This window comes from Microcoleus sp. Pol12B3 (genome assembly GCF_036701355.1).
Classification (GTDB): domain Bacteria; phylum Cyanobacteriota; class Cyanobacteriia; order Cyanobacteriales; family Microcoleaceae; genus Microcoleus.
This window is the reverse complement of the sequence record NZ_JAUBQS010000011.1, coordinates 110,994-129,454: the sequence shown is the minus strand read 5'-3', so window position 1 is coordinate 129,454 and position 18,461 is coordinate 110,994. Positions and strand designations below refer to the sequence as shown.

The window sequence follows — 18,461 nt, the reverse complement described above, 5'->3', positions numbered from 1 at the left end:
ATTCTGCCTTACACTACCGTTCAGCGTTCAACTGTTGTTTGCTGTTGCGGTTCGATCACTTCGATTTCCACTCTGGCAACGCCACTGCTCATCATTCCCAGTACGCTGGCGGCGCCGGCGGACAAGTCAATGAGCCGATCGCCGACATAGGGGCCGCGGTCGTTAATGCGGACGACTACGGTGCGGCCGTTGTCGAGATTTCTCACCATGACTCTAGTTCCAAAAGGCAAATTTGGGTGGGCTGCGGTCAAATCATTTTGGTTGAAACGCTCGCCGCTGGCGCTGAGGTTGCCGTCAAATCCCGGGCCGTACCAGGAAGCCCAGCCGCTGAGGCGCACTTGAACTGGGCCCAGAGACAGCACAGCGGGTTCTGGTTGCGGTTTGCCTGCGACTTCTTCGAGGGGTGGGGCGTTGCCCAGAAGCCGGCGGAGGCGATTGGTTGCTTGCAGGGCGTCTCGGCTAAAGTCCCTGGTGGTGTCGGGGAGGATGGTTTCGGCGTTGATGTTTACCAAGTCCTCGCCGTTTGCCTGGATAATGTAGCGATCGCCTTTTTCCCACTTAACGGTAATGCTGTTGGGATCGATGTTGTTGCGGGCTAGCTGATTGAGTCTTGCTGCTAAGCTTGATGCCCGCCAAACTGAATCAGGTTCTTGGATGCTGTCGTTGCTGGCTATGTTTCCGACTTTAGGATTTTCTCTGGCGCCCGCTACTTTTGACGGACTGCTAGCACCGGCTTGGCTGTTGCCAGTTTCTCCCAAAGGCGTTTTTGTTTCCCGATTCGCGTTCAGAAAGGTGATGACTGGAATGTTTCGCACGTAGACTGTCGCTGCTTGTCGCCCGCCTAGGTCGTGGGGCTGAATTTTGGCGATCGAGTCTCGGGCAATTTCAGCTCTTGCTTGATACTGATACTGTCCGACTTTTTGCGCTTCGACCCGAGTAGCGTTTAACTGCCGGGACGCTTGGGTGGCAATTACTTGCTCGGAAACCTGAGAGTTTTGGTTGTCGGCACCTGTTGCTTGTGCGTGACAAGAGGATGCCGTTCCTACCACAGGAACTAACAGGACAGCGAGTAGACCACCAACAAATTTTTCCTTCATACGTCCATTTTTGTGAATAGCCATTGCCAACCGAGATTGGAGGATTGGCCATTTGGCGGCGGGCGTCAAGGATTTCTCTCTTGCCCTTCGCCATTCCCCCGTGAGTCAACGCAAAGTATCCGGGTGCGTTTTTGCTTTAATGCTTCCGCAAAAAAAATTGGCGGAAACTTCCCTGACACTTGACAACTCATACTCGATCCGCAATTTGTGTTTTGTTCACGAACTGCAACAGACTACCACAAACTTTTGTGGTTGGGGATCGCTGCGATCGCGATTTTCACCAAATCTTCATCAAATTTTCTCAAAACCCTCTATCATAAAATCCTTTAGTTCCAGAGCTTACAGCCGTTTCAGCTATTCCAGAAAAATTTACAAAAATTTACAAAAATTTATTGTCTTTTGTGGGCTGCCGAATGGCTAGTGTGAAAAAAGCTGTTTGTCAACTGTTATGGGCATAAACTAAAAACTGGAAATCGATTTGGCAGACTTATGGATTATCGAGAAGCAGGTGTGGATGTTGAGGCGGGCAGAGCTTTTGTCTCGCGCATCGGGAGTATGGTCAAGAGCACGCACCGATCGGGAGTTTTGGGCGGATTCGGCGGGTTTAGCGGTTTTTTCAGCGTCCCGGAGGGTTTAAAAGAGCCGGTGATGGTTTCGGGTACAGACGGCGTTGGGACTAAGTTGAAATTGGCCCACAATCTCGATCGGCACGACACGGTAGGTATCGACTTGGTGGCGATGTGCGTCAACGACGTGCTGACATCCGGGGCCGAACCCCTCTTTTTTCTCGATTATTTAGCCACAGGAAAGTTAAATCCCGAACAATTAGCTGCGGTGGTGGCCGGCATTGCTGACGGTTGCAAGCAAGCGGGCTGTGCTTTACTCGGAGGGGAAACGGCAGAAATGCCCGGTTTTTACCAAGCGGGTGAGTACGATTTGGCGGGGTTTTGTGTGGGAATTGTCGAAAAGAGCAAATTGTTGGACGGTTCGCGGGTGCAGGTGGGAGATGTGGCTGTGGGGCTGGCCAGTTCGGGCGTCCACAGCAACGGTTTTAGTTTGGTGAGAAAAATTGCGGGCGATCGGGGTTTTGGCTGGGATTCCCAACCCGAAAAGTTAGGTGGCAAAAGTTTAGGAGAAGTGCTGCTAACTCCGACTAAAATTTATGTTAAACCAGTCCTCGAAGCAATTAAGAGCGGTCTAGAAATTCACGGCATGGCTCACATTACGGGCGGCGGTTTGCCGGAAAATTTGCCCCGGTGTTTGGGAGTTAATCAATCTGTCAGAATTCACAGCAATAGCTGGCAAAATTTGCCAATTTTCCAGTGGATTGCTGAAGCGGGCCAAGTTGCCCCAGCAGATATGTTCAATACTTTTAATATGGGGATTGGGTTTGTGCTGTTGCTCGATCGCACAGAAGTCGATCGGGCTGTTAAAAGGTTTGAATCTCAGGGAATTGGTGCTTGGGCGATCGGGGAAGTGATTGAGGGGAAAGGAGAATTGATAATGGGTAACGGGTAATGGGTAATTAGTAAGAAGCAATCGCCGGCGCTGAACAGTGCTTAGCTTTGTGCAATAACAGACAATCTAAACCTGCATTCATCTGTGTATATCTGCGGTTAAATTTATACTTATACTTTTGAAAGTAACCGCAGAGGACGCAGATGACACAGAGTAAGAAAGAGAAAAAGGAATTCACAACAGATGACGCGTTGCTTTAATTTTAAATGAAATTAAAATAAGCTATTGTGCTTTTAAATAGGGTATAATTTACAACTATTTTCGTAAAATAGTGTATAAATGCCTGCCCAAAATTATCTGAACTCAAAACAAATAGAGCAACTGCACTCAGCATTAGAATAGGCTTTAAAAGGAGATATTAGAGAAAGAATTATGATTGTGTTATTGCTAAATAACCGAAATAATCAACCTAAAATTGCTGAAGTTTTGGGTCGCCCCGTAAATCTCGTAAATAAGGTGTTTCCTTGGTGTATTCAGGGATATCCAGAGAATGTAAACACTTACTACTATTTTCTGTCCGAATAGAGCCTAGTGAAGCAATCTTAAACCCTTGATTTAACGCCCTTGATTGCGTGCGTAATTTCTGAATATATTTCTAATGAACTGTTTAAAGTAATTAAAGAGCTAGAGTATTTATTACATCGCTTTTCAGCGAAACCTCTGATTATTGCGCTCGCACTTCTTATCCTCCCTTGTTCGCAGCATTCTGTGAATTATAATTATAGCGATCGAGCTTTTTGAAGTGCGATTTAACTCAATCAAGGAACATCATTGATGATTTTGAGGAATGAAGTCCTGAATTATTAATAGACGATCGCCAATCATTAGACTTTTTGCAAAAATAGATAATATCTGCGTTCATTTGCGTTTATCTGCGGTTAAAAACAGAAAATCCAGAACTCTTGCAAAAAGTCTAACCACTAATCTTACTTAGTCTTGTCCAAACTCCGCGCCTCCAACCAAATAGGAATTGCAATCCAAGCAACTGCTAACAGCAAAGCAAATACCGCAAATTGAGCAGCCCAAGCTACCAATTTCTCTAAAGACACAACTTGTCCCAAGAAGTACGATAAACTCACCATTACAGATGCCCAGCTTGCAGCACCCAGAACATTGAACAGCGAAAATTTCCAAAAAGGCATTTCTGCAATACCCGCTAGGGGGCTAGCAAAAATTCGCAGCAGGGCGATGAAACGGCCCAAAAATACGGCTTTAGCTGCATTTTTGCTAAACTGTTCTTTTAAGTCAAACAGTTGTTCTTCTCGAAAGCGGAAAAATCGTCCCAGCTTCAGCAGCAGTGGCCAGCCGCCATACCTGCCGATCGCATAACCCAGGTTTCCTCCCACAGTCGCACCGGCGATCGCACTGCCGAGTACAAACCAGTAATTCAGTTCCCCGCTGCCAGCTAAAAACCCGCCAGCAATCGTAATAGTCTCGCCTGGAAGAGGAACTCCCAGATTTTCCAGCAAAATTCCCAGAAATACTGCCCAGTAGCCGTAATCACGCGCGAATTGCTGAATAGTCTCTAACGATAAAAACTCAAAAGACATTCGATACTGCCTTCGTAAACTTTTGCAAAGCTCAATACATTTATATATTGGCTCGATTCAGCCAATAGTGCAATCTTTCGCTGTGATGAAGAACACACTGTTGTCGCGATCGCTGGCCTAACTAAAAATTAGCCTTTCAGGCATACTAGATTAATAGAGAATTGTTGCGGTTGCGTTCGGCGCGATCGCTACCTAGTTTCCTACTAAATTTATCACAACGGCTCTCCCCACCGATTCCCTAGCCCGATCGCGCATCCTAAAACCTTAGCTGAAATCCCCTGAGTCTCTCAACAGAGTCAGCAACTAAACTAACTTATTCATACTTTACGATCGTAGGATAACTGCTATGGAATTTCCCAACTTCAACCAACCAATCGTCCTTCAACCTCACAACTGCCTCGACTCCCAAGCCGGCAGCCTCCTCCAGCAACAGCTAGCCGAGATTGTGCCCGATCGCCACAAACTCTGGGTAATAGACATGGCCGCCGTAGATTTCATCGACAGTTCCGGGATCTGCGCCTTAGTCGGCGGACTCAACGCCGCCCGCCACCGGGGATGCCGCCTCGTCATCTGCAACCTCTCAGCCACAGTCAAGCTAATTTTTGAAATTACTCAACTCGACCAACTCTTTGAAATCTTCGACAGTTTCGAGCAAGTTATCTCCACTGAAACTCCGGCTTTAGTTGCTTGATTCAAATGAGAACCCCTGTTTAAATCTCAAGTTTCCAAGAGACTTCAAGCAACCGCAGAGCTAATTTCAATATCATAAATAGGTTTATTTGTCAAGCAATACCAATGACAAAGAAATAAATCCGGCACTTGAACGCCGACAGAAGCGATCGCAGGTGCAGCCGGAAAAGGCCAAAGTCGATCGAAACAAATCCTTTCCCCTACAAACCCGAACTGCATCAAATAAGTCGCCGGCGGCGCATTTAAAAGATTCAGCAAGCCGTAAGCCAACTCATACAACTGCTGTCGCCAAACATCCGACAAATGCACCGGTTGAGAGTAACTCAACTCGCCAGACTGCTTGTCAGGTTCCCCACCGATCACTTCAGCATACAGTGGCCCCTTTGCCGTCAACACCACAGGCAGCCAAAAATTGCCACCCCCGACGGGAAAAAGCAAGTCCTGGGACACTCGATCGCGCGCCGCCGAAACATTGCCACAAAATCGAAACACATCTTGAGCCGGAAAAACCAGATTTTCTGGCACATCCAGCGTCAAAGGACAAACGATCGCCCCACCCGGAGCGATCGCGCCAGAATGGAGTTCAGAAACCCCACAGATATTGACTTCAGTTAAAGGATGAGATTGAGCGATCGCCGCCTTGAGACTTGCGGCCGGATCATTCTCACCACCCGCCACAATCAAAACCTTAGACATTGCCAAAGCTCGGCATTTGAATTCCCCGATCGTCCTCAGCATCGACACTCGGCAGATCCAAGCCCTTAGCCTTGCGGTTCCGCACAGCTAGACGGTAAGTTACGCTTTGCAACTCAGTGTGCAACTGGCGGTTTTCCTTTTGCAGTTGATCCAACTTTTCCTTAATCGGCTCGATCCGTTCGGCAAACTTCTGGCGGTAAACCCCCGGCAATTCCTGTACTACCTGTTCCAGCATCCGAGAGCGATCCGTCAATTCTTGCACCGACTGCCGCAGTTGGTAAACCTCAGCATCTCGCTCTGCAATTTGTTCTTGATAAAAACCCACCTGTTCTTCAACAGCTTGGAGTTGTTCCCGCATTGCCTGCATTTGAGCTTGGTGGCGATCGGAAACTTCCGGTGCCGGCACAAAATTAGAATTGCCCTTCACCAGCCTGAAAAGTTCTTGAGACAACTGCTGCACCAATTGGTCGCGCATTTGCAGCTCTTCGGTGAGACGAGATACCTCTGATTGCAATTCTTTTGAGCTTACAAGTTTAGTTTGATTCACGATGACTCTCAGCTTTTGTTATATAATGTGTTTCTATTTAAAAATATCTTTCCCTTACCGCAGAGGCAAGAGGCACTTCAAAAGTTTTGAACCCATTAGGCTAAATCGAGCCAGCGGCCCGATGTCAAGGGTAAAGCTCAGTCTAACTCAAATCAGGCACCCACGTCATTACCTTAGTTTTTTGCCACAGACACAGGTAAAATCCTAGGTTTTTTGTCAATAAACCAGGTTTCTTAGCTTTTTCTAAGAATAGTGCAAGAGATCATGTGTAACCAATCACAGCCGAAAGCACTTTGCCAGCTTCGTCCACGGTTCTGCCAAAACAGATAATGCCGTCCTCGTGACCGGCCATCGCCAGAATTTTGCGCTCTGCCAAATTCTCCTCCTCAAAAAGTCTAAACATTTCTGAGGCCATCTGAGGAGTGCCGTAAGGTATTTCTTTTCTAGTAGTAGGAATCTTAAACAGCAGTTGCTGCCATAGCTTTGGATTATGGACGTGAATTATCCCTCCCACATCCTCTCTCTGAAGGTACAGCGCCCCGTGAGTCAGGGACTCCGACGAAGCTTGTACGGGGCCCCGGCAGCCGAGGAAATTTTGTTCTAAATTAAATTCGGTAACAGTACAGTAGAATTCTGGTCCCAGAGTCCTCAAGTGTGCAGTCTGGGTTCCCGAAATTACGAATTGGCAAGAATTGCCGAGTCTGACGCTGACGTTGCCAAACCCTATGCCATTTTCGTAGACGCCAATTAATCCCCAAGCGTGGAGCCGATCGCGCCAGTCCATCAAATCTGCTATGTTCCTGCCAGCTACAGGGTCTGCTTCTTCCCAGTCACAGCGGTACTTAACGACTCCTTCATCCATCCATTTTTTTGTCCGAGCTGACACGACAGACATGACCCAAGCTGAGACTTAATCGAAGTTCTCAAGAAGTTGTCAAACAGCTTTTTTTGCCGGCTGCCTTATATCTCTGTGCATAAGTGCCTTAAGTAATCTACATTCCAGTGTCGCCGTAATTAGCGACCGACATTAGCAAAAAGTAAGCTAGGAAAGAAGAACCAATTATTCCTAAAATCATGATTTAGCCTCTAGGTGATTACAAAAGTTCAATAGGAAAATGTAAGCTATCAGTTGGGGAGTTTGATTCCAGGCTTTTGCCCGATCGAGTTTCTGATGTGAAACTACATAATCTTGCTGAATCGGCTACTAATCAATACTACCGCATTTCTACTGAGTTGACTTCTACCTTAATAAATATTTAAGGATAAATTACCCCTCGAACAGGTCAATCAGGTAAAAAGCAACCGTATATTTACTGATTTTTTATCATTATACATATATTTAAGCAAAAAGCAAGCGGAACAAAAAAAAAATTTTTAGCCAGTCTGGGACGAACTGGCCCCATCTTCGGGTGCTCTACGTTAGTCAACACCTCTGTCGATCGAGCAATTTTTAGATTCGGGGAATCCTAAAAGCTAAGAAACCGGGTTGAGCGTAATATCATGTCGGGTAAAATCACCGCAACCCCAGCTCGCGTCGGCGGGCTTACCACAATCTGTAGTTGTAGTATAAGTTATAGATCTCGTAAACCCGTGCCCACCTAGAGCGGGATAGTCGATCGACCGAACCTGATATAAGTCCTATTAAGAAAAAAACAAGCCGATCGAGGCATCACTGCTCGATCGGCTAAAGTCTTCTGTGGAGTGCGATCGCTCGTAGCCCTTTAAATGTGGAAGTGATACAAGATACTGCCGTCGTCTTTAATTTCGCAGTTGGCATTGAAGACTTCAGCTTGTTGGTTCAAAAAACGCTGAGCGACATCCGGCGACAGCCGCGTTTCCATCGCAAACCGCACCAGAGTTATTTCGCCGCGACCTTCTTTGATCAGTCGGTACAAAGCACTTTGGAGCCTTTCGCTTTCTTCTCGCTGAAAAGCTGCCTTGTATTTCCAATCCGCCACCGAAGGAATCAAACCCCGGCTGACCAAAATTGCCAACAGCAGGCCAATTCCCAAAATCAGAGGCACTGTCGGATCGCTCGTGGGCGTCGCCACAATTTGCGGCACTGTAGCGGCCGCCAAACTGCTGACCATTTCCTTTTCCGAAGCTTGCGTATCCGCCATTGCAAGCTGAGTTTTGTTGTAAAAGTCTTGCTGAAGCTTCATTTGCTGCAACAGCCGAGCGCGTTCTCTTTCGTATTGGTCGAGTTTTTGCTGAGCTTGTTTCAGGTCTTGAGTGACTTGTGCCAAGCGTTGATTGAGCGACTGATTGACTGATTGCCACCGATATCTGTTAATCAGGCGGCTTTTTTCCACCATGCCTTTCATCAACATATCCACCGTTTGGATTGCTTGCTCCTGATCGAGCGAGCGATACCCAACAACAATCTCTAGGGGTTGTTCCGGCTTAGAAATTTTGACACTAGCATTTTGTCGAACTTGCTGGGGCGACAGCTTAACTGCATCTGCCACTGCTTTGACAACATTATCTGCCAGCAGAACCTCTGGGGTGAGTTGCTCTCCTTGCTTGAGAATTGTCGTGCCCGTACTCGAGAATTTGACTGGCGGATTATTAGAAGTGAGAGTGCCTTGAGCCATGAATCCGGGGGGCGGGGCGAGGCGGTAGGCCAGGGCGCCTGAAATACCCATAATTACAGCAAAACTGCCTAAGGCAATCCATCTGTATTGATGTGCTGAAGATCTAAAACGTAAATTTCCCATTTTGATAGTCAAGTCATAACATTCACTGGCCGCAGCTCCTGCCAAACCCAAGAGCCATCGTTTCTTTCTGGTTAGTCAAATTGACTGCTGAAAATTTTCTCTGCTTCTACCTAAAAGCTATTAGCTTTTGAGAGTTGTCAATATTCATGATCCGAAAAAACCGATCGCGCTTTTATTTGAGCCGAGCTATAACTTCAGTTTTTGTCCTTAATAATTAATCTGTAACAAGGCTTCTGGAAGTCTACTGGCATCAGACTAGCACTCAGGCGTGCGATCGCCTCGCCTCCCCGTGTTTGTTGACATTCAAAACAGTCTCCTTTTCACCCTTGGCAATTCTCCAATTATCTTACGTCTTGGCGTCTTGCGGACGCGGTTGAAGAATAAAAAAAACCTTAAATACTTTGCCTTAAAACTTAACAAACAACAATTATACCATGCAGTTAAGAGTTTGCTGCGTATTAAAAAAATTGTGGAGCTGGTCTCGCGCCCAGCTCCACATATTCACATAACAATTATGGTTTGATCGGTTGATGGTTCGATCGAGTTCACAAGGGCGAAGGTTTAGAAGCCGATCGGCAAAATCAGACCCTCGCGGGCCATCACAGCCTTCGGAAAAGCGATTTGCACATCTTCGGCGATGCGATCGAGAAAATCGTCAGTATGAGCCGGATCGTGGTGAAAAATTACCACTCGTTTCACCCGGGCCTCCTTAGCCATTCTCACCGCTTCCTGCCAAGTCGAGTGTCCCCAACCCACCTTCGGAGACTTGGGGTTGTGATATTCCTCGTCTGTGTACATTGCATCGTAAATCAGCACATCAGCGTCGAGGGCTAAATTGTAGACATTCTCATCTAGGCGATCGGGAAAATGTTCGGTATCCGAACAGTAAACAACAGATCGTCCCTGCCAAGTCACCCGATATCCCATAGCAGTATTTGGGTGATTCAGAGAACCCGTCCTAATCTCAATATCATCCAGCATCATCGTCTGGTTGTGATTGAGTTCGTAGAAATTCAAATCTGCCTGCAAACCCATCAGCGGCACCGGCGAATTCGAGTGCAGTACCCGTTCTACGAAGTGCCTTTTCATGCAATCTCCATCCGGCGGAGTTGCCCCGTAAATATCAAAGCTATTGCCGCGGATGAAAGCTGGGGCGAACAGCGGGAAACCTTGAATGTGATCCCAGTGATAGTGAGTAAAAAACATATAAGCTTGCACGGGCATTTCTTGCACCAACTGGTCTCCCAGCATCCGCAAGCCTGTTCCGCCGTCAAAAATCAAGCGTTTGCCAGCGACTCGCATTTCCAAACAAGAAGTATTGCCGCCGTAGCGAACAGTTTCCTGTCCGGGTGTCGGAACACTGCCCCGCACGCCCCAAAACTGTACTACAAAATCATCTATACCTTTTATTGATTCGGAGGGTTGAGGGCAATCAAGGGGAGTTGCCGCTACAGAGGACAAGCTGATTTCCATTTTAAAATTCAGGCTTTAAGGTTCCACATTGTCCGTGATGGCGCAGCAGATGGTCGCACAACACTAAAGCTACCATCGCTTCCACCATTGGCACAGCTCTTGGCAAAACGCAAGGGTCGTGCCGTCCCTTGGCAGCCAGCAGCGTTTCTTCGCCTTCTCGGGTAACGGTGCGCTGCTGCTGGCGAATTGTCGCAGTTGGCTTGAATGCCGCCCGCAAAATGATATTTTCGCCGTTAGCAATTCCACCCTGAATTCCGCCAGAGCGATTCGTCACTGTACGAATTACACCCTTATCATCAGTATAGTATTCATCATTATGTTCGCTGCCCTTGAGCAGAGTCCCGGCAAACCCGGAACCAATTTCAAAGCCTTTGCTGGCGGGCAAGGACATGATGGCTTTGGCCAAGTCGGCTTCGAGTTTGTCGAAGACGGGCATTCCCAGGCCTTTTGGGACATTGCGGGCGACGCATTCGACTACACCGCCGATCGAATCTCCGCTGTCGCGAACTTTTTCGATCAGTTCAATCATTCTTTCGGCACATTCGGCATCTGGACAGCGGACGATGTTGCTTTCTACTTGTTCTAAGGTAACAGTGTCTGGGTCGGCGACACATTCTAAGTCTTTGATGCGTTTGACGTAGCCGACTATTTCGACTCCTGCTGCTTGTTTGAGAATTTTTTTAGCGATCGCCCCTGCTGCTACTCTACCTATTGTCTCTCTTGCGGACGATCGACCTCCGCCTTGCCAGTTACGAATTCCGTACTTGGCATCGTAGGTAGCGTCAGCGTGAGAAGGGCGGTAAGTTGTCGCCATTTCGCCGTAATCTTGGGGGCGAGTGTCTTGATTGCGGACTAAAATTGCGATCGGCGTTCCCAAAGTTTTGCCTTCAAACACCCCCGACAGAATTTCGCAGGTATCTGCTTCTTTGCGAGGTGTGGTAATTTTGCTTTGGCCGGGGCGGCGGCGATCGAGTTCGGCTTGAATTTCCGATGCGTCGATCGACACCAGGGGCGGGCAACCGTCAATTACTACTCCCACACCGCCGCCGTGAGATTCCCCAAATGTCGAGATCCGAAATAAATGCCCAAATGTGTTCCCCATGATGCTTTAGCCTGACACCTAATAATTTTTAGCTTAAATCCAATAGAGATTTACTGTATTTCTGAAAAATATACCATTTGACGAGTAGGCGACAGGCGATCGCCCCACACCATCACTTTTTTACTGCTATAAAAATATATCCGAGCCCGAGGGAGACAGAGGGATGGGGACAGGGAGATGGGGAGAGGGAAAAAATCTTCCTTCTTCCTGACCTCCGTTACATCCCGTACATTGCTCGTTGCCGAATTTCCTTCTTCTTTAGTCTTCGTGTTCTTCAAAAGGATCTCTCAATTCCTTAGAAGGGGGACCGAAAGCGGTGTAGATCGAGAATCCGGTGATTGCCACCAGACACACGCCCAGTGAAATGCCAAGAACTGCTGCAGGTTCCATATTTTTGATCGATTATGAGTGATCCACTCTATAATATTACAAAAAATAACAATCCATCTGAAAGTCTAGTGATTTTAGGCGCAATACGGTATGGTCCCCAACCCCCATTCCCCCTTCTCCCAGTCCCCCATGCCGCATTTCTGAGAAATTGCGATCGCAATTAGCGGTAGAAATATGTCAAACTTTTCTGTAGAGATTCATTGTAGGTGACTTATGGCACAACGGACTTGGTTAGGAGATATACTCAAACCCCTTAACTCAGAGTACGGCAAGGTCGCTCCGGGTTGGGGCACCACGCTGTTGATGAGCGTTTTCATTGGACTGTTTTTCGTGTTCTTGTTGATTATTTTGCAAATCTACAACTCTTCGCTGATTCTGGAGAATGTGGATATGGATTGGTCGAGTCTCGGCCGCTAAAAATTGATCGCAAAACAGTAAGGCTAAAAGTAAAAGCTGAGGGTTGAGGAGAAAGGGTAAAAGCTAAGTTTTCCCGTTTTTCCTTACCCTTTCCGATTACTTTTGGCAGAAATAAACAAGAAGTAACTAAATAAATTGCAGGAGAAAAACCATGAATATTTTTGGCATTGGTTTGCCGGAAATGGCCGTTATTTTTACGATCGCCCTTTTGGTATTCGGTCCGAAAAAATTACCCGAAATCGGCAGGAGTATGGGGAAGGCAATTCGGGGATTTCAAGATGCTTCGCGGGATTTTGAGTCGGAGTTCACGCGGGAAGCCAAGCAGTTAGAAGAAGCTGTAGCAACTAGCAGCAAACCCGAAACTGAAAAACTCGCGGCGGCGAAGCCCAAGGAAGATAGCACAGACAGTTAAATGAACAACACTCAGAAGTCGGAAACACCAGCGGAGTTAGTGATTCCCCAGCTAATAGTTGGGTTGGGAAATCCCGAACCTAAATACGATCGCACCCGACACAACATAGGCTTTAATGCTGTCGATGCCTTGGCTAAATCTTGGCAGATTTCTCTGTCGGAAAATCGCAAATTTCAAGGCATATTTGGCGAGGGAAACCGGCCGCGGGGAAAGAAAATCCGCTTGCTGAAACCGCTTACTTACATGAATCTTTCCGGTCAAGCGATTCGGGCGGCGGCGGATTGGTACAAAATACCTGCGGAGTCGGTATTAATAGTATACGATGATATGGATTTGCCGATCGGGAAATTGAGAATGCGGCTTGCCGGTTCTGCCGGCGGACACAACGGCATGAAATCGACAATTTCTCATTTGGGCACAGACAAATTTCCCCGCTTGCGGATTGGCATCGGCAAACCTCAAAACGATGCTGCTAAAAATGAGAAAGATACGATTTCCTTCGTGTTAGGAAAGTTTTCTTCAGAGGAAAGTCAGTTAGTAGAGAAAGTGCTTAAACTGGTTGTAGAAGCTGTGGAACTAAGTCTGCACCAAGGAGTAGAAAAAGCCATGAGCCTTTACAATAGTCGCACAATTGCAGAAACAAACGCGGAAACAAAAAGGTGAGTTCGAGACGTTTGCCCGAAACAACTGCATATGTCCGGGTTACTGGCCAATCTTGGCAAAAAGGCACGATTGAGGGTGAAGTGACTGCCGGCAATTTTGAGTGGCAGTTTCAGTGGCGTTTCACGTCAGAAAAAACACTGATACTTGAGCCTTCTCAGGGTAGGGCATTGATTCAGGAACCTCTGCACCGTTTTCTAGAAAAATGGGATTATCAATTAGAACCAGGTGGCGATTATTCGTTTACGGTTCGGGCTCAGTTTTAAAATCTTGGTAATGGGAAATGTGGCAAAAGTAATCGGGAATAAAAACTTCCTTTAGTAGGATATCCCGCTTCCAGTAATTCTTTAATTAATCACGGGAAATGGCTGTAATGGGAAATTGGGAAAGGGCGATCGGGAAGGCAAACTTTCTCTAGTAGGAGGTCCCGATTCAAGTGATTCTTTAATTAAAGCAGGGTTCATCCCTTCTCGGTAAGCCCCGCAATAATACATTGTCAAAACAGCTTTGTAAGCCCAGTGATCGGAAGGTGCATCGCTAAAAGGATTTGGCAGGGTTTCAGCTTGATTCTGCACGCAAGCATGGAGAATTTGTTGTCGTATTACCTGCACTTGAACTAAAGAATTACTTGGCTTGGCTTGTGTGGTATTTTCTGCTTTGGCAGGAGCAAAAATACCTGTAGAAATTAACAGTGTAGCAGTGGCAAAGATGGTGAGTTTCATACATTTATAAATTTCTGAATAAGTTGATGAGTAGTGAGGAGTTTAGTCCTCAAAACAGGGGAAAATAAGGACTCTTCGTCCTTACTCGGAACCTTTGAAATGTTCAGACATTTTTCGCATTCCCAAGGCCAAGACACTCAAAAACAACAGCCCCACGACCCCAGCTAGCGGATTGCCGTTAACTCCTGTCACCCAGTGGGGAACAGATGCCGAATATCGCACTAACTGGCCGATGTTAATGATGTAATATCCCCAGACTAAACCTGCATGAAGCCCGATCGACAAACCCAGGCGATTTTGGCGCGATCTTTTTCCCCAAACCAGAATCAAACCCAGCAACAACAACCCCGGAAACTGCGGCCAACTCCCCAGCATTGCCGCGACAGGTTTGATAAAATGAGATAGGGCAAACACCAGGCTATTCGCCCACAGAGATATTTTATAATTGTAATCCCGCTGCAACTCGTCCAGCAACCAACCACGGAATACCAACTCCTCGGCAAAACCGACTCCAAGGGCGCTTAACAGCCCTTCTGCGATGATTCTCGGCAAATTATCAGAATTTTGCCACGCGACTAAGCCGAACAGCCCTTGCACCGCAAATAAGCTGAAAGTGAGCAAAAGCCCGATCGCCAATCCGATTAAAAGCTCAAAACCGTTTTTTCGGGTATTGATTAAACCGTAACTTTTGAGTAATTGGGTTTGTCCGTAAACCTGTTTTCCCCAGCGCGGCACTAGGTACAGAAACTCAGTAAACAACAATCCCATTGTCAGAATAGTTGCTAGGTTACTATCTTTAACTAAAAGATAAATTGGTGCTGCTAGCGGCAGCCAAATTGCTAGCAAGATTAATAGGAAAATTATTACACGCAAAGGAAATGGATAACTGGCTATTATTTGGAGGCGGTTAATCATTGTTGTAAATGAGTTGAAATTGGGTAAATCGGCTTATTGGTCTGTCGGACTGTCCGACAGGGGTTTTTAACCCCTGTCTCATAGCGAAAGTCCTCTCAAAGAAAACTGAAATTTATCACAATCTAATTTAGGTTGGCAGTCGGTTTTAACCGACTTTTGCTATAAGACGGGGATTTAAATCCCCGGCGGGCTTGCGGGTGAATGCGAGAACTTTTGGCTGAGTCAGGCTTGAGTAAATCCGAGAGTTAGAATTTGGTAAATCCGAGAGTCAGGCTTGAGTAAATCCGAGAGTTAGAGTTGGATAAATCCGAGAGAATGTACAAAGCAGACGGAAAAAGCTAGAATGGCATCGTATCGGTTGAAACTTTAAGTGAAGCAAAGCTATAACATCAGGTAACAATGACTGAAGCCTCGGATTTTTCAAATGTCGATCGCGAATTAGATGACACAATTTTAAGCTTCGCAGACATTCAGGCAGAACTCAACCTGCGCCACGCTAAAGATGCTCTGCGAGATATAGTAGAAAATCTAGACTTGACAGTTCAAGAGCGAACTGGACTGGAACCGGAAATTGGCGGGTTGGAGAAAATGCTCGACAAGCTAGAGCGCGCTTGCGTGCAAATAGCTGTGTTTGGGATGGTGGGAAGGGGAAAATCTTCGGTTTTGAACGCGCTGCTAGGTCAAAATGTGTTTGAAACTGGCCCGACTCACGGGGTGACTCGCACGACGACTATTGGCCAGTGGGATGTCGGAGAGGGAATTGATGAGAATTTGCCGGATGGCTTACGCCCCGCTACGCTACGACTTTCGCCCGTTATTTACCGTTTGTCGCAAGTGGAATTAGTCGATACTCCGGGAATAGATGAAGTTGACGGCGAAACTCGCGAACTTTTAGCCCGCCGCGTTGCTCAACAAGCTGATTTGATTTTGTTTGTGGTGGCTGGCGACATTACAAAGGTGGAATACGCAGCACTTTCGCAGTTGCGGGAAGCCGGAAAACCGATGTTATTAGTGTTTAATAAAATTGACCAGTATCCTGATGCAGACAGGCTGGCAATTTATCATAAAATTAGAGACGAGCGGGTAAGAGAATTGTTGTCTCCCGATGAAATTGTGATGGCGGCGGCTTCGCCTTTGACGGCGAGGGCGGTGCGCCGTCCCGACGGAAGTATGGGCGTGCAAATGACTCGCAGTTTGCCACAAGTGCAAGATTTAAAATTAAAGATTTTGGAGATTTTAGACCGAGAAGGCAAATCTTTGGTCGCGCTGAATACGATGCTCTGTGCAGGGGATATTAACGAGCAGTTGGTGCAGCGAAAAATGGAAATTCGAGATGAGGCGGCTAATCGAATTATCTGGAACGCGGTAATGACGAAATCGGTGGCGATCGCACTTAATCCAATTACTGTAGTTGATATTCTTAGCGGTGCGGTAATTGATGTGGTGATGATCTTAACTTTATCTAAAGTTTACGGCATTGCGATGACGGAAGCGGGCGCGGTGGAATTGCTGCAAAAGATTGCGATTAGTATGGGGGGGATTACTGCGGGCGAATTGTTGGCTAATTTTGGTTTGAGCTCGTTGAAAGGATTGTTGGGTTTGGCGACGCCGGCGACGGGGGGTTTGGCTTTAGGGCCTTATTTGTCCGTGGCGGTGACGCAAGCTGCGATCGCGGGGGTTTCTTCCTACGGTATCGGTCAAGTTACTAAGGCTTATTTGGCTAATGGTGCTTCTTGGGGAGATGATGGGCCAAAGGCTGTCGTGAGCAAGATTCTGTCTTCTTTGGATGAGGATTCTATTTTAAATCGGATTAAGGAAGAGTTGCGGGCTAAGTTGGATTTGGGAAGTGTGGAAAAACAGAAATCTTAGCGATCGGCTGTTTTACGTTGACCCAGCAATTCTAGCGCAGCCCTGCCGCCATTCGGCAGGGGTTTAAACCCTTACCTCAAAGCTAAATTTGTGTGAAGACAATTTAACAAATTATTAGGATAACAACCAATTACCAATTATTACTGTATCTTACTAACTCCTAACTTAGGCAATTGGCAGAGGTTGGGCGATTGCGGCAAATAAGGTGCGCCGTGCACACCCTACTCTTAATTCCGCGAAGGCGGACTTGGTTTGTGTAGCCGCCAATTCGATTCGGCGGGTTAACATCGAATTGTTAATCCGAATTCGATTGGGCGGCTTAACATCAGGTTTTCAACCCTAATTCGCTCCTATTTGTAACCTCTATTTTTCTCCGACCAAATGCGGGTTGGTAGTCCCCAAACATAGACAAATCCTTCTGCAGCTTTGTGATCGAATTCGTCCTCTGCGCCGTAGGTTGCTAAGTCGAAACTGTACAGCGAATTGTCAGATTTGCGGCCGACAATCGTCGCATTTCCTTTGAATAGTTTTAGCCGAACGGTTCCAGTTACTCGCTTTTGCGTGTCCTGAATAAATGCGTCTAAAGCGGTTTTCAAAGGATTGTACCAAAGACCGTTATAAATCATTTGGCTGTAGGTTTCTTCGATGCCTCGCTTGTACCGCGTTACATCTGCTGTCAGCGTCAAGCTTTCTAAGTCTCGGTGCGCGTGCATCAAAACTAAAATCGCTGGTGTTTCGTAAATTTCCCGCGATTTTATCCCGACTAAGCGGTTTTCAATCATGTCAATCCGGCCGACTCCGTGGTTTCCAACTATTTCGTTGAGTTGGGAAATTAAGGCGACTGGTGATAAATCTTTGCCGTTTAAAGTGACAGGATTTCCGCAATCGAAACCGATTTCTATGTATTCGGGTGTGTCGGGAGTTTCTTCGATCGCCTTTGTCATCAAATACACCTCTTCCGGCGGTTCCGCCCAAGGATCTTCTAGGATTCCGGCTTCAATTGCCATTCCCAATAAGTTGCGATCGATACTGTAAGGAGAAGACTTTTTCACCGGGGACGGAATGCCGCATTTCTCGCCGTATGCGATCGTTTCCTCGCGGCTCATTTTCCACTCCCGTGCAGGTGCTAAAATCTTAATCTTGGGGTTGAGCGCGCCGATCGACACATCGAACCGCACCTGATCGTTTCCTTTACCTGTGCAACCGTGGGCGATCGCATCTGCACCGTATTTTTCCGCAGCTTCTACTAACAATTTAGCAATCAGCGGGCGAGCCAGGGCAGTCGAAAGGGGATAACGGTTTTCGTAAAGTGCGTTAGCTTGAATGGCTGGAAACGCATAGTCTTTGACAAATTCTTCGGTAGCATCAATAACTAAAGATTCCGAAGCACCGGATGCTAAAGCTTTTTTGCGGATCGGTTCTAATTCGTCTCCCTGTCCCAAATCCGCGGCCAGAGTAATTACTTCTTCCACACCCCACTCGTTTTTGAGGTAAGGAATGCAGACGGAGGTATCGACTCCGCCCGAATATGCTAGCACAACTTTTTTAGCGCGACTCATTGCTATTTACATCCTGAATTTAACTGACATCTTGCACCCTTGTCACTAAGCTTTTCAGGGCGGACAAGATGCCCACCCCACAAAAAATATCATTTTTGTGGAACAGGCATCTTGCCTGTTCTTGAGA

General features: G+C 46.9%; 19 protein-coding genes. 7 read left to right on the top strand and 12 right to left on the bottom strand.

Annotation, left to right across the window (positions count from 1 at the left end; translation table 11 throughout):
- Positions 1–20 precede the first annotated feature (20 nt).
- On the bottom strand, positions 21–1,097 hold the full coding sequence (locus QUA53_RS08370) for a septal ring lytic transglycosylase RlpA family protein (protein ID WP_333248790.1): 1,077 nt from the start codon (positions 1,095–1,097) through the stop codon (positions 21–23).
- Between the two features lie 489 nt (positions 1,098–1,586).
- Here QUA53_RS08370 and purM point away from each other — a divergent pair, with 489 nt between their 5' ends.
- Positions 1,587–2,615 carry a phosphoribosylformylglycinamidine cyclo-ligase gene (gene purM, locus QUA53_RS08365; protein ID WP_333096249.1) on the top strand — a complete coding sequence of 343 codons (1,029 nt, stop codon included), beginning with the start codon at positions 1,587–1,589 and terminating at the stop codon, positions 2,613–2,615.
- Between the two features lie 926 nt (positions 2,616–3,541).
- On the opposite strand, the gene QUA53_RS08360 is transcribed toward purM, so the two are convergent.
- Positions 3,542–4,165 (bottom strand): DedA family protein, encoded by a 624-nt coding sequence (locus QUA53_RS08360; RefSeq protein WP_333096248.1) that lies wholly within the window; start codon positions 4,163–4,165, stop codon positions 3,542–3,544.
- Between the two features lie 346 nt (positions 4,166–4,511).
- Between QUA53_RS08360 and QUA53_RS08355 the strand changes: the two genes are divergently transcribed.
- Positions 4,512–4,856, top strand: coding sequence for an STAS domain-containing protein (locus tag QUA53_RS08355; protein WP_333096247.1), 345 nt, complete (start codon positions 4,512–4,514; stop codon positions 4,854–4,856).
- Positions 4,857–4,900: 44 nt separating this feature from the next.
- On the opposite strand, the gene QUA53_RS08350 is transcribed toward QUA53_RS08355, so the two are convergent.
- The 7 genes from QUA53_RS08350 to psbN form a co-directional block, all read right to left on the bottom strand.
- Positions 4,901–5,551 (bottom strand): hypothetical protein, encoded by a 651-nt coding sequence (locus tag QUA53_RS08350; protein WP_333096246.1) that lies wholly within the window; start codon positions 5,549–5,551, stop codon positions 4,901–4,903.
- The gene (locus QUA53_RS08345) at positions 5,544–6,098 is read right to left on the bottom strand and encodes an Npun_F5560 family protein (RefSeq protein WP_333078699.1); all 555 of its coding nucleotides are present in this window, start codon (positions 6,096–6,098) and stop codon (positions 5,544–5,546) included. Before QUA53_RS08345 ends, QUA53_RS08350 begins: the two co-directional genes overlap by 8 nt.
- A 262-nt stretch (positions 6,099–6,360) precedes the next feature.
- Positions 6,361–6,993, bottom strand: a complete 633-nt coding sequence (locus tag QUA53_RS08340) for a class II aldolase/adducin family protein (RefSeq protein WP_333096245.1) — start codon at positions 6,991–6,993, stop codon at positions 6,361–6,363.
- Between the two features lie 826 nt (positions 6,994–7,819).
- Positions 7,820–8,743 carry a hypothetical protein gene (locus QUA53_RS08335; RefSeq protein ID WP_333071074.1) on the bottom strand — a complete coding sequence of 308 codons (924 nt, stop codon included), beginning with the start codon at positions 8,741–8,743 and terminating at the stop codon, positions 7,820–7,822.
- A gap of 633 nt (positions 8,744–9,376) precedes the next feature.
- Positions 9,377–10,288 (bottom strand): MBL fold metallo-hydrolase, encoded by a 912-nt coding sequence (locus tag QUA53_RS08330; protein WP_333048652.1) that lies wholly within the window; start codon positions 10,286–10,288, stop codon positions 9,377–9,379.
- A 1-nt stretch (position 10,289) separates the two neighbouring features.
- Complete coding sequence (gene aroC, locus QUA53_RS08325; RefSeq protein WP_190659307.1) at positions 10,290–11,390, bottom strand: chorismate synthase; 1,101 nt, start codon at positions 11,388–11,390, stop codon at positions 10,290–10,292.
- Positions 11,391–11,648: 258 nt separating this feature from the next.
- Positions 11,649–11,780: a photosystem II reaction center protein PsbN gene (gene psbN, locus QUA53_RS08320; protein ID WP_006633693.1), complete on the bottom strand. Its 132-nt coding sequence runs from the start codon at positions 11,778–11,780 to the stop codon at positions 11,649–11,651.
- Between the two features lie 213 nt (positions 11,781–11,993).
- On the opposite strand from psbN, the gene psbH reads away from it, so the two are divergent.
- The 4 genes from psbH to QUA53_RS08300 all read left to right on the top strand — a co-directional run bounded on the left by psbH (position 11,994) and on the right by QUA53_RS08300 (position 13,535).
- Complete coding sequence (gene psbH / locus QUA53_RS08315) at positions 11,994–12,197, top strand: photosystem II reaction center phosphoprotein PsbH (RefSeq protein ID WP_172189685.1); 204 nt, start codon at positions 11,994–11,996, stop codon at positions 12,195–12,197.
- A 151-nt stretch (positions 12,198–12,348) separates the two neighbouring features.
- Complete coding sequence (locus QUA53_RS08310; protein ID WP_333096244.1) at positions 12,349–12,609, top strand: TatA/E family twin arginine-targeting protein translocase; 261 nt, start codon at positions 12,349–12,351, stop codon at positions 12,607–12,609.
- The gene (gene pth, locus QUA53_RS08305; protein ID WP_333096243.1) at positions 12,610–13,272 is read left to right on the top strand and encodes an aminoacyl-tRNA hydrolase; all 663 of its coding nucleotides are present in this window, start codon (positions 12,610–12,612) and stop codon (positions 13,270–13,272) included.
- Positions 13,269–13,535 carry a DUF3146 family protein gene (locus QUA53_RS08300; RefSeq protein ID WP_006633689.1) on the top strand — a complete coding sequence of 89 codons (267 nt, stop codon included), beginning with the start codon at positions 13,269–13,271 and terminating at the stop codon, positions 13,533–13,535. Before pth ends, QUA53_RS08300 begins: the two co-directional genes overlap by 4 nt.
- Before the next feature lie 81 nt (positions 13,536–13,616).
- Here the strand turns inward: QUA53_RS08300 and QUA53_RS08295 are convergent, their stop codons facing one another.
- Positions 13,617–13,991: an S-layer protein gene (locus tag QUA53_RS08295; protein WP_333096242.1), complete on the bottom strand. Its 375-nt coding sequence runs from the start codon at positions 13,989–13,991 to the stop codon at positions 13,617–13,619.
- An 81-nt stretch (positions 13,992–14,072) separates the two neighbouring features.
- Positions 14,073–14,906: a CPBP family intramembrane glutamic endopeptidase gene (locus QUA53_RS08290; protein WP_333096241.1), complete on the bottom strand. Its 834-nt coding sequence runs from the start codon at positions 14,904–14,906 to the stop codon at positions 14,073–14,075.
- 399 nt (positions 14,907–15,305) lie between these two features.
- Between QUA53_RS08290 and QUA53_RS08285 the strand changes: the two genes are divergently transcribed.
- Entirely contained in the window at positions 15,306–16,775 is a 1,470-nt protein-coding gene (locus QUA53_RS08285; protein WP_333096240.1) for a GTP-binding protein, read from the top strand.
- 350 nt (positions 16,776–17,125) lie between these two features.
- Here QUA53_RS08285 and QUA53_RS08280 read toward each other — a convergent pair whose 3' ends face one another.
- Positions 17,126–18,334 (bottom strand): argininosuccinate synthase, encoded by a 1,209-nt coding sequence (locus QUA53_RS08280; protein ID WP_333096239.1) that lies wholly within the window; start codon positions 18,332–18,334, stop codon positions 17,126–17,128.
- Positions 18,335–18,461 lie beyond the last annotated feature (127 nt).

Coding starts and splice junctions, on each gene's coding strand:
- QUA53_RS08370 (WP_333248790.1), bottom strand. CDS start 1,097: ATGAAGGAAAAATTTGTTGGTGGTCTACTCGCTGTCCTGTTAGTTCCT.
- purM (WP_333096249.1), top strand. CDS start 1,587: ATGGATTATCGAGAAGCAGGTGTGGATGTTGAGGCGGGCAGAGCTTTT.
- QUA53_RS08360 (WP_333096248.1), bottom strand. CDS start 4,165: ATGTCTTTTGAGTTTTTATCGTTAGAGACTATTCAGCAATTCGCGCGT.
- QUA53_RS08355 (WP_333096247.1), top strand. CDS start 4,512: ATGGAATTTCCCAACTTCAACCAACCAATCGTCCTTCAACCTCACAAC.
- QUA53_RS08350 (WP_333096246.1), bottom strand. CDS start 5,551: ATGTCTAAGGTTTTGATTGTGGCGGGTGGTGAGAATGATCCGGCCGCA.
- QUA53_RS08340 (WP_333096245.1), bottom strand. CDS start 6,993: ATGTCTGTCGTGTCAGCTCGGACAAAAAAATGGATGGATGAAGGAGTC.
- QUA53_RS08335 (WP_333071074.1), bottom strand. CDS start 8,743: ATGGGTATTTCAGGCGCCCTGGCCTACCGCCTCGCCCCGCCCCCCGGA.
- QUA53_RS08330 (WP_333048652.1), bottom strand. CDS start 10,288: ATGGAAATCAGCTTGTCCTCTGTAGCGGCAACTCCCCTTGATTGCCCT.
- aroC (WP_190659307.1), bottom strand. CDS start 11,390: ATGGGGAACACATTTGGGCATTTATTTCGGATCTCGACATTTGGGGAA.
- psbN (WP_006633693.1), bottom strand. CDS start 11,780: ATGGAACCTGCAGCAGTTCTTGGCATTTCACTGGGCGTGTGTCTGGTG.
- psbH (WP_172189685.1), top strand. CDS start 11,994: ATGGCACAACGGACTTGGTTAGGAGATATACTCAAACCCCTTAACTCA.
- QUA53_RS08310 (WP_333096244.1), top strand. CDS start 12,349: ATGAATATTTTTGGCATTGGTTTGCCGGAAATGGCCGTTATTTTTACG.
- pth (WP_333096243.1), top strand. CDS start 12,610: ATGAACAACACTCAGAAGTCGGAAACACCAGCGGAGTTAGTGATTCCC.
- QUA53_RS08295 (WP_333096242.1), bottom strand. CDS start 13,991: ATGAAACTCACCATCTTTGCCACTGCTACACTGTTAATTTCTACAGGT.
- QUA53_RS08290 (WP_333096241.1), bottom strand. CDS start 14,906: ATGATTAACCGCCTCCAAATAATAGCCAGTTATCCATTTCCTTTGCGT.
- QUA53_RS08285 (WP_333096240.1), top strand. CDS start 15,306: ATGACTGAAGCCTCGGATTTTTCAAATGTCGATCGCGAATTAGATGAC.
- QUA53_RS08280 (WP_333096239.1), bottom strand. CDS start 18,334: ATGAGTCGCGCTAAAAAAGTTGTGCTAGCATATTCGGGCGGAGTCGAT.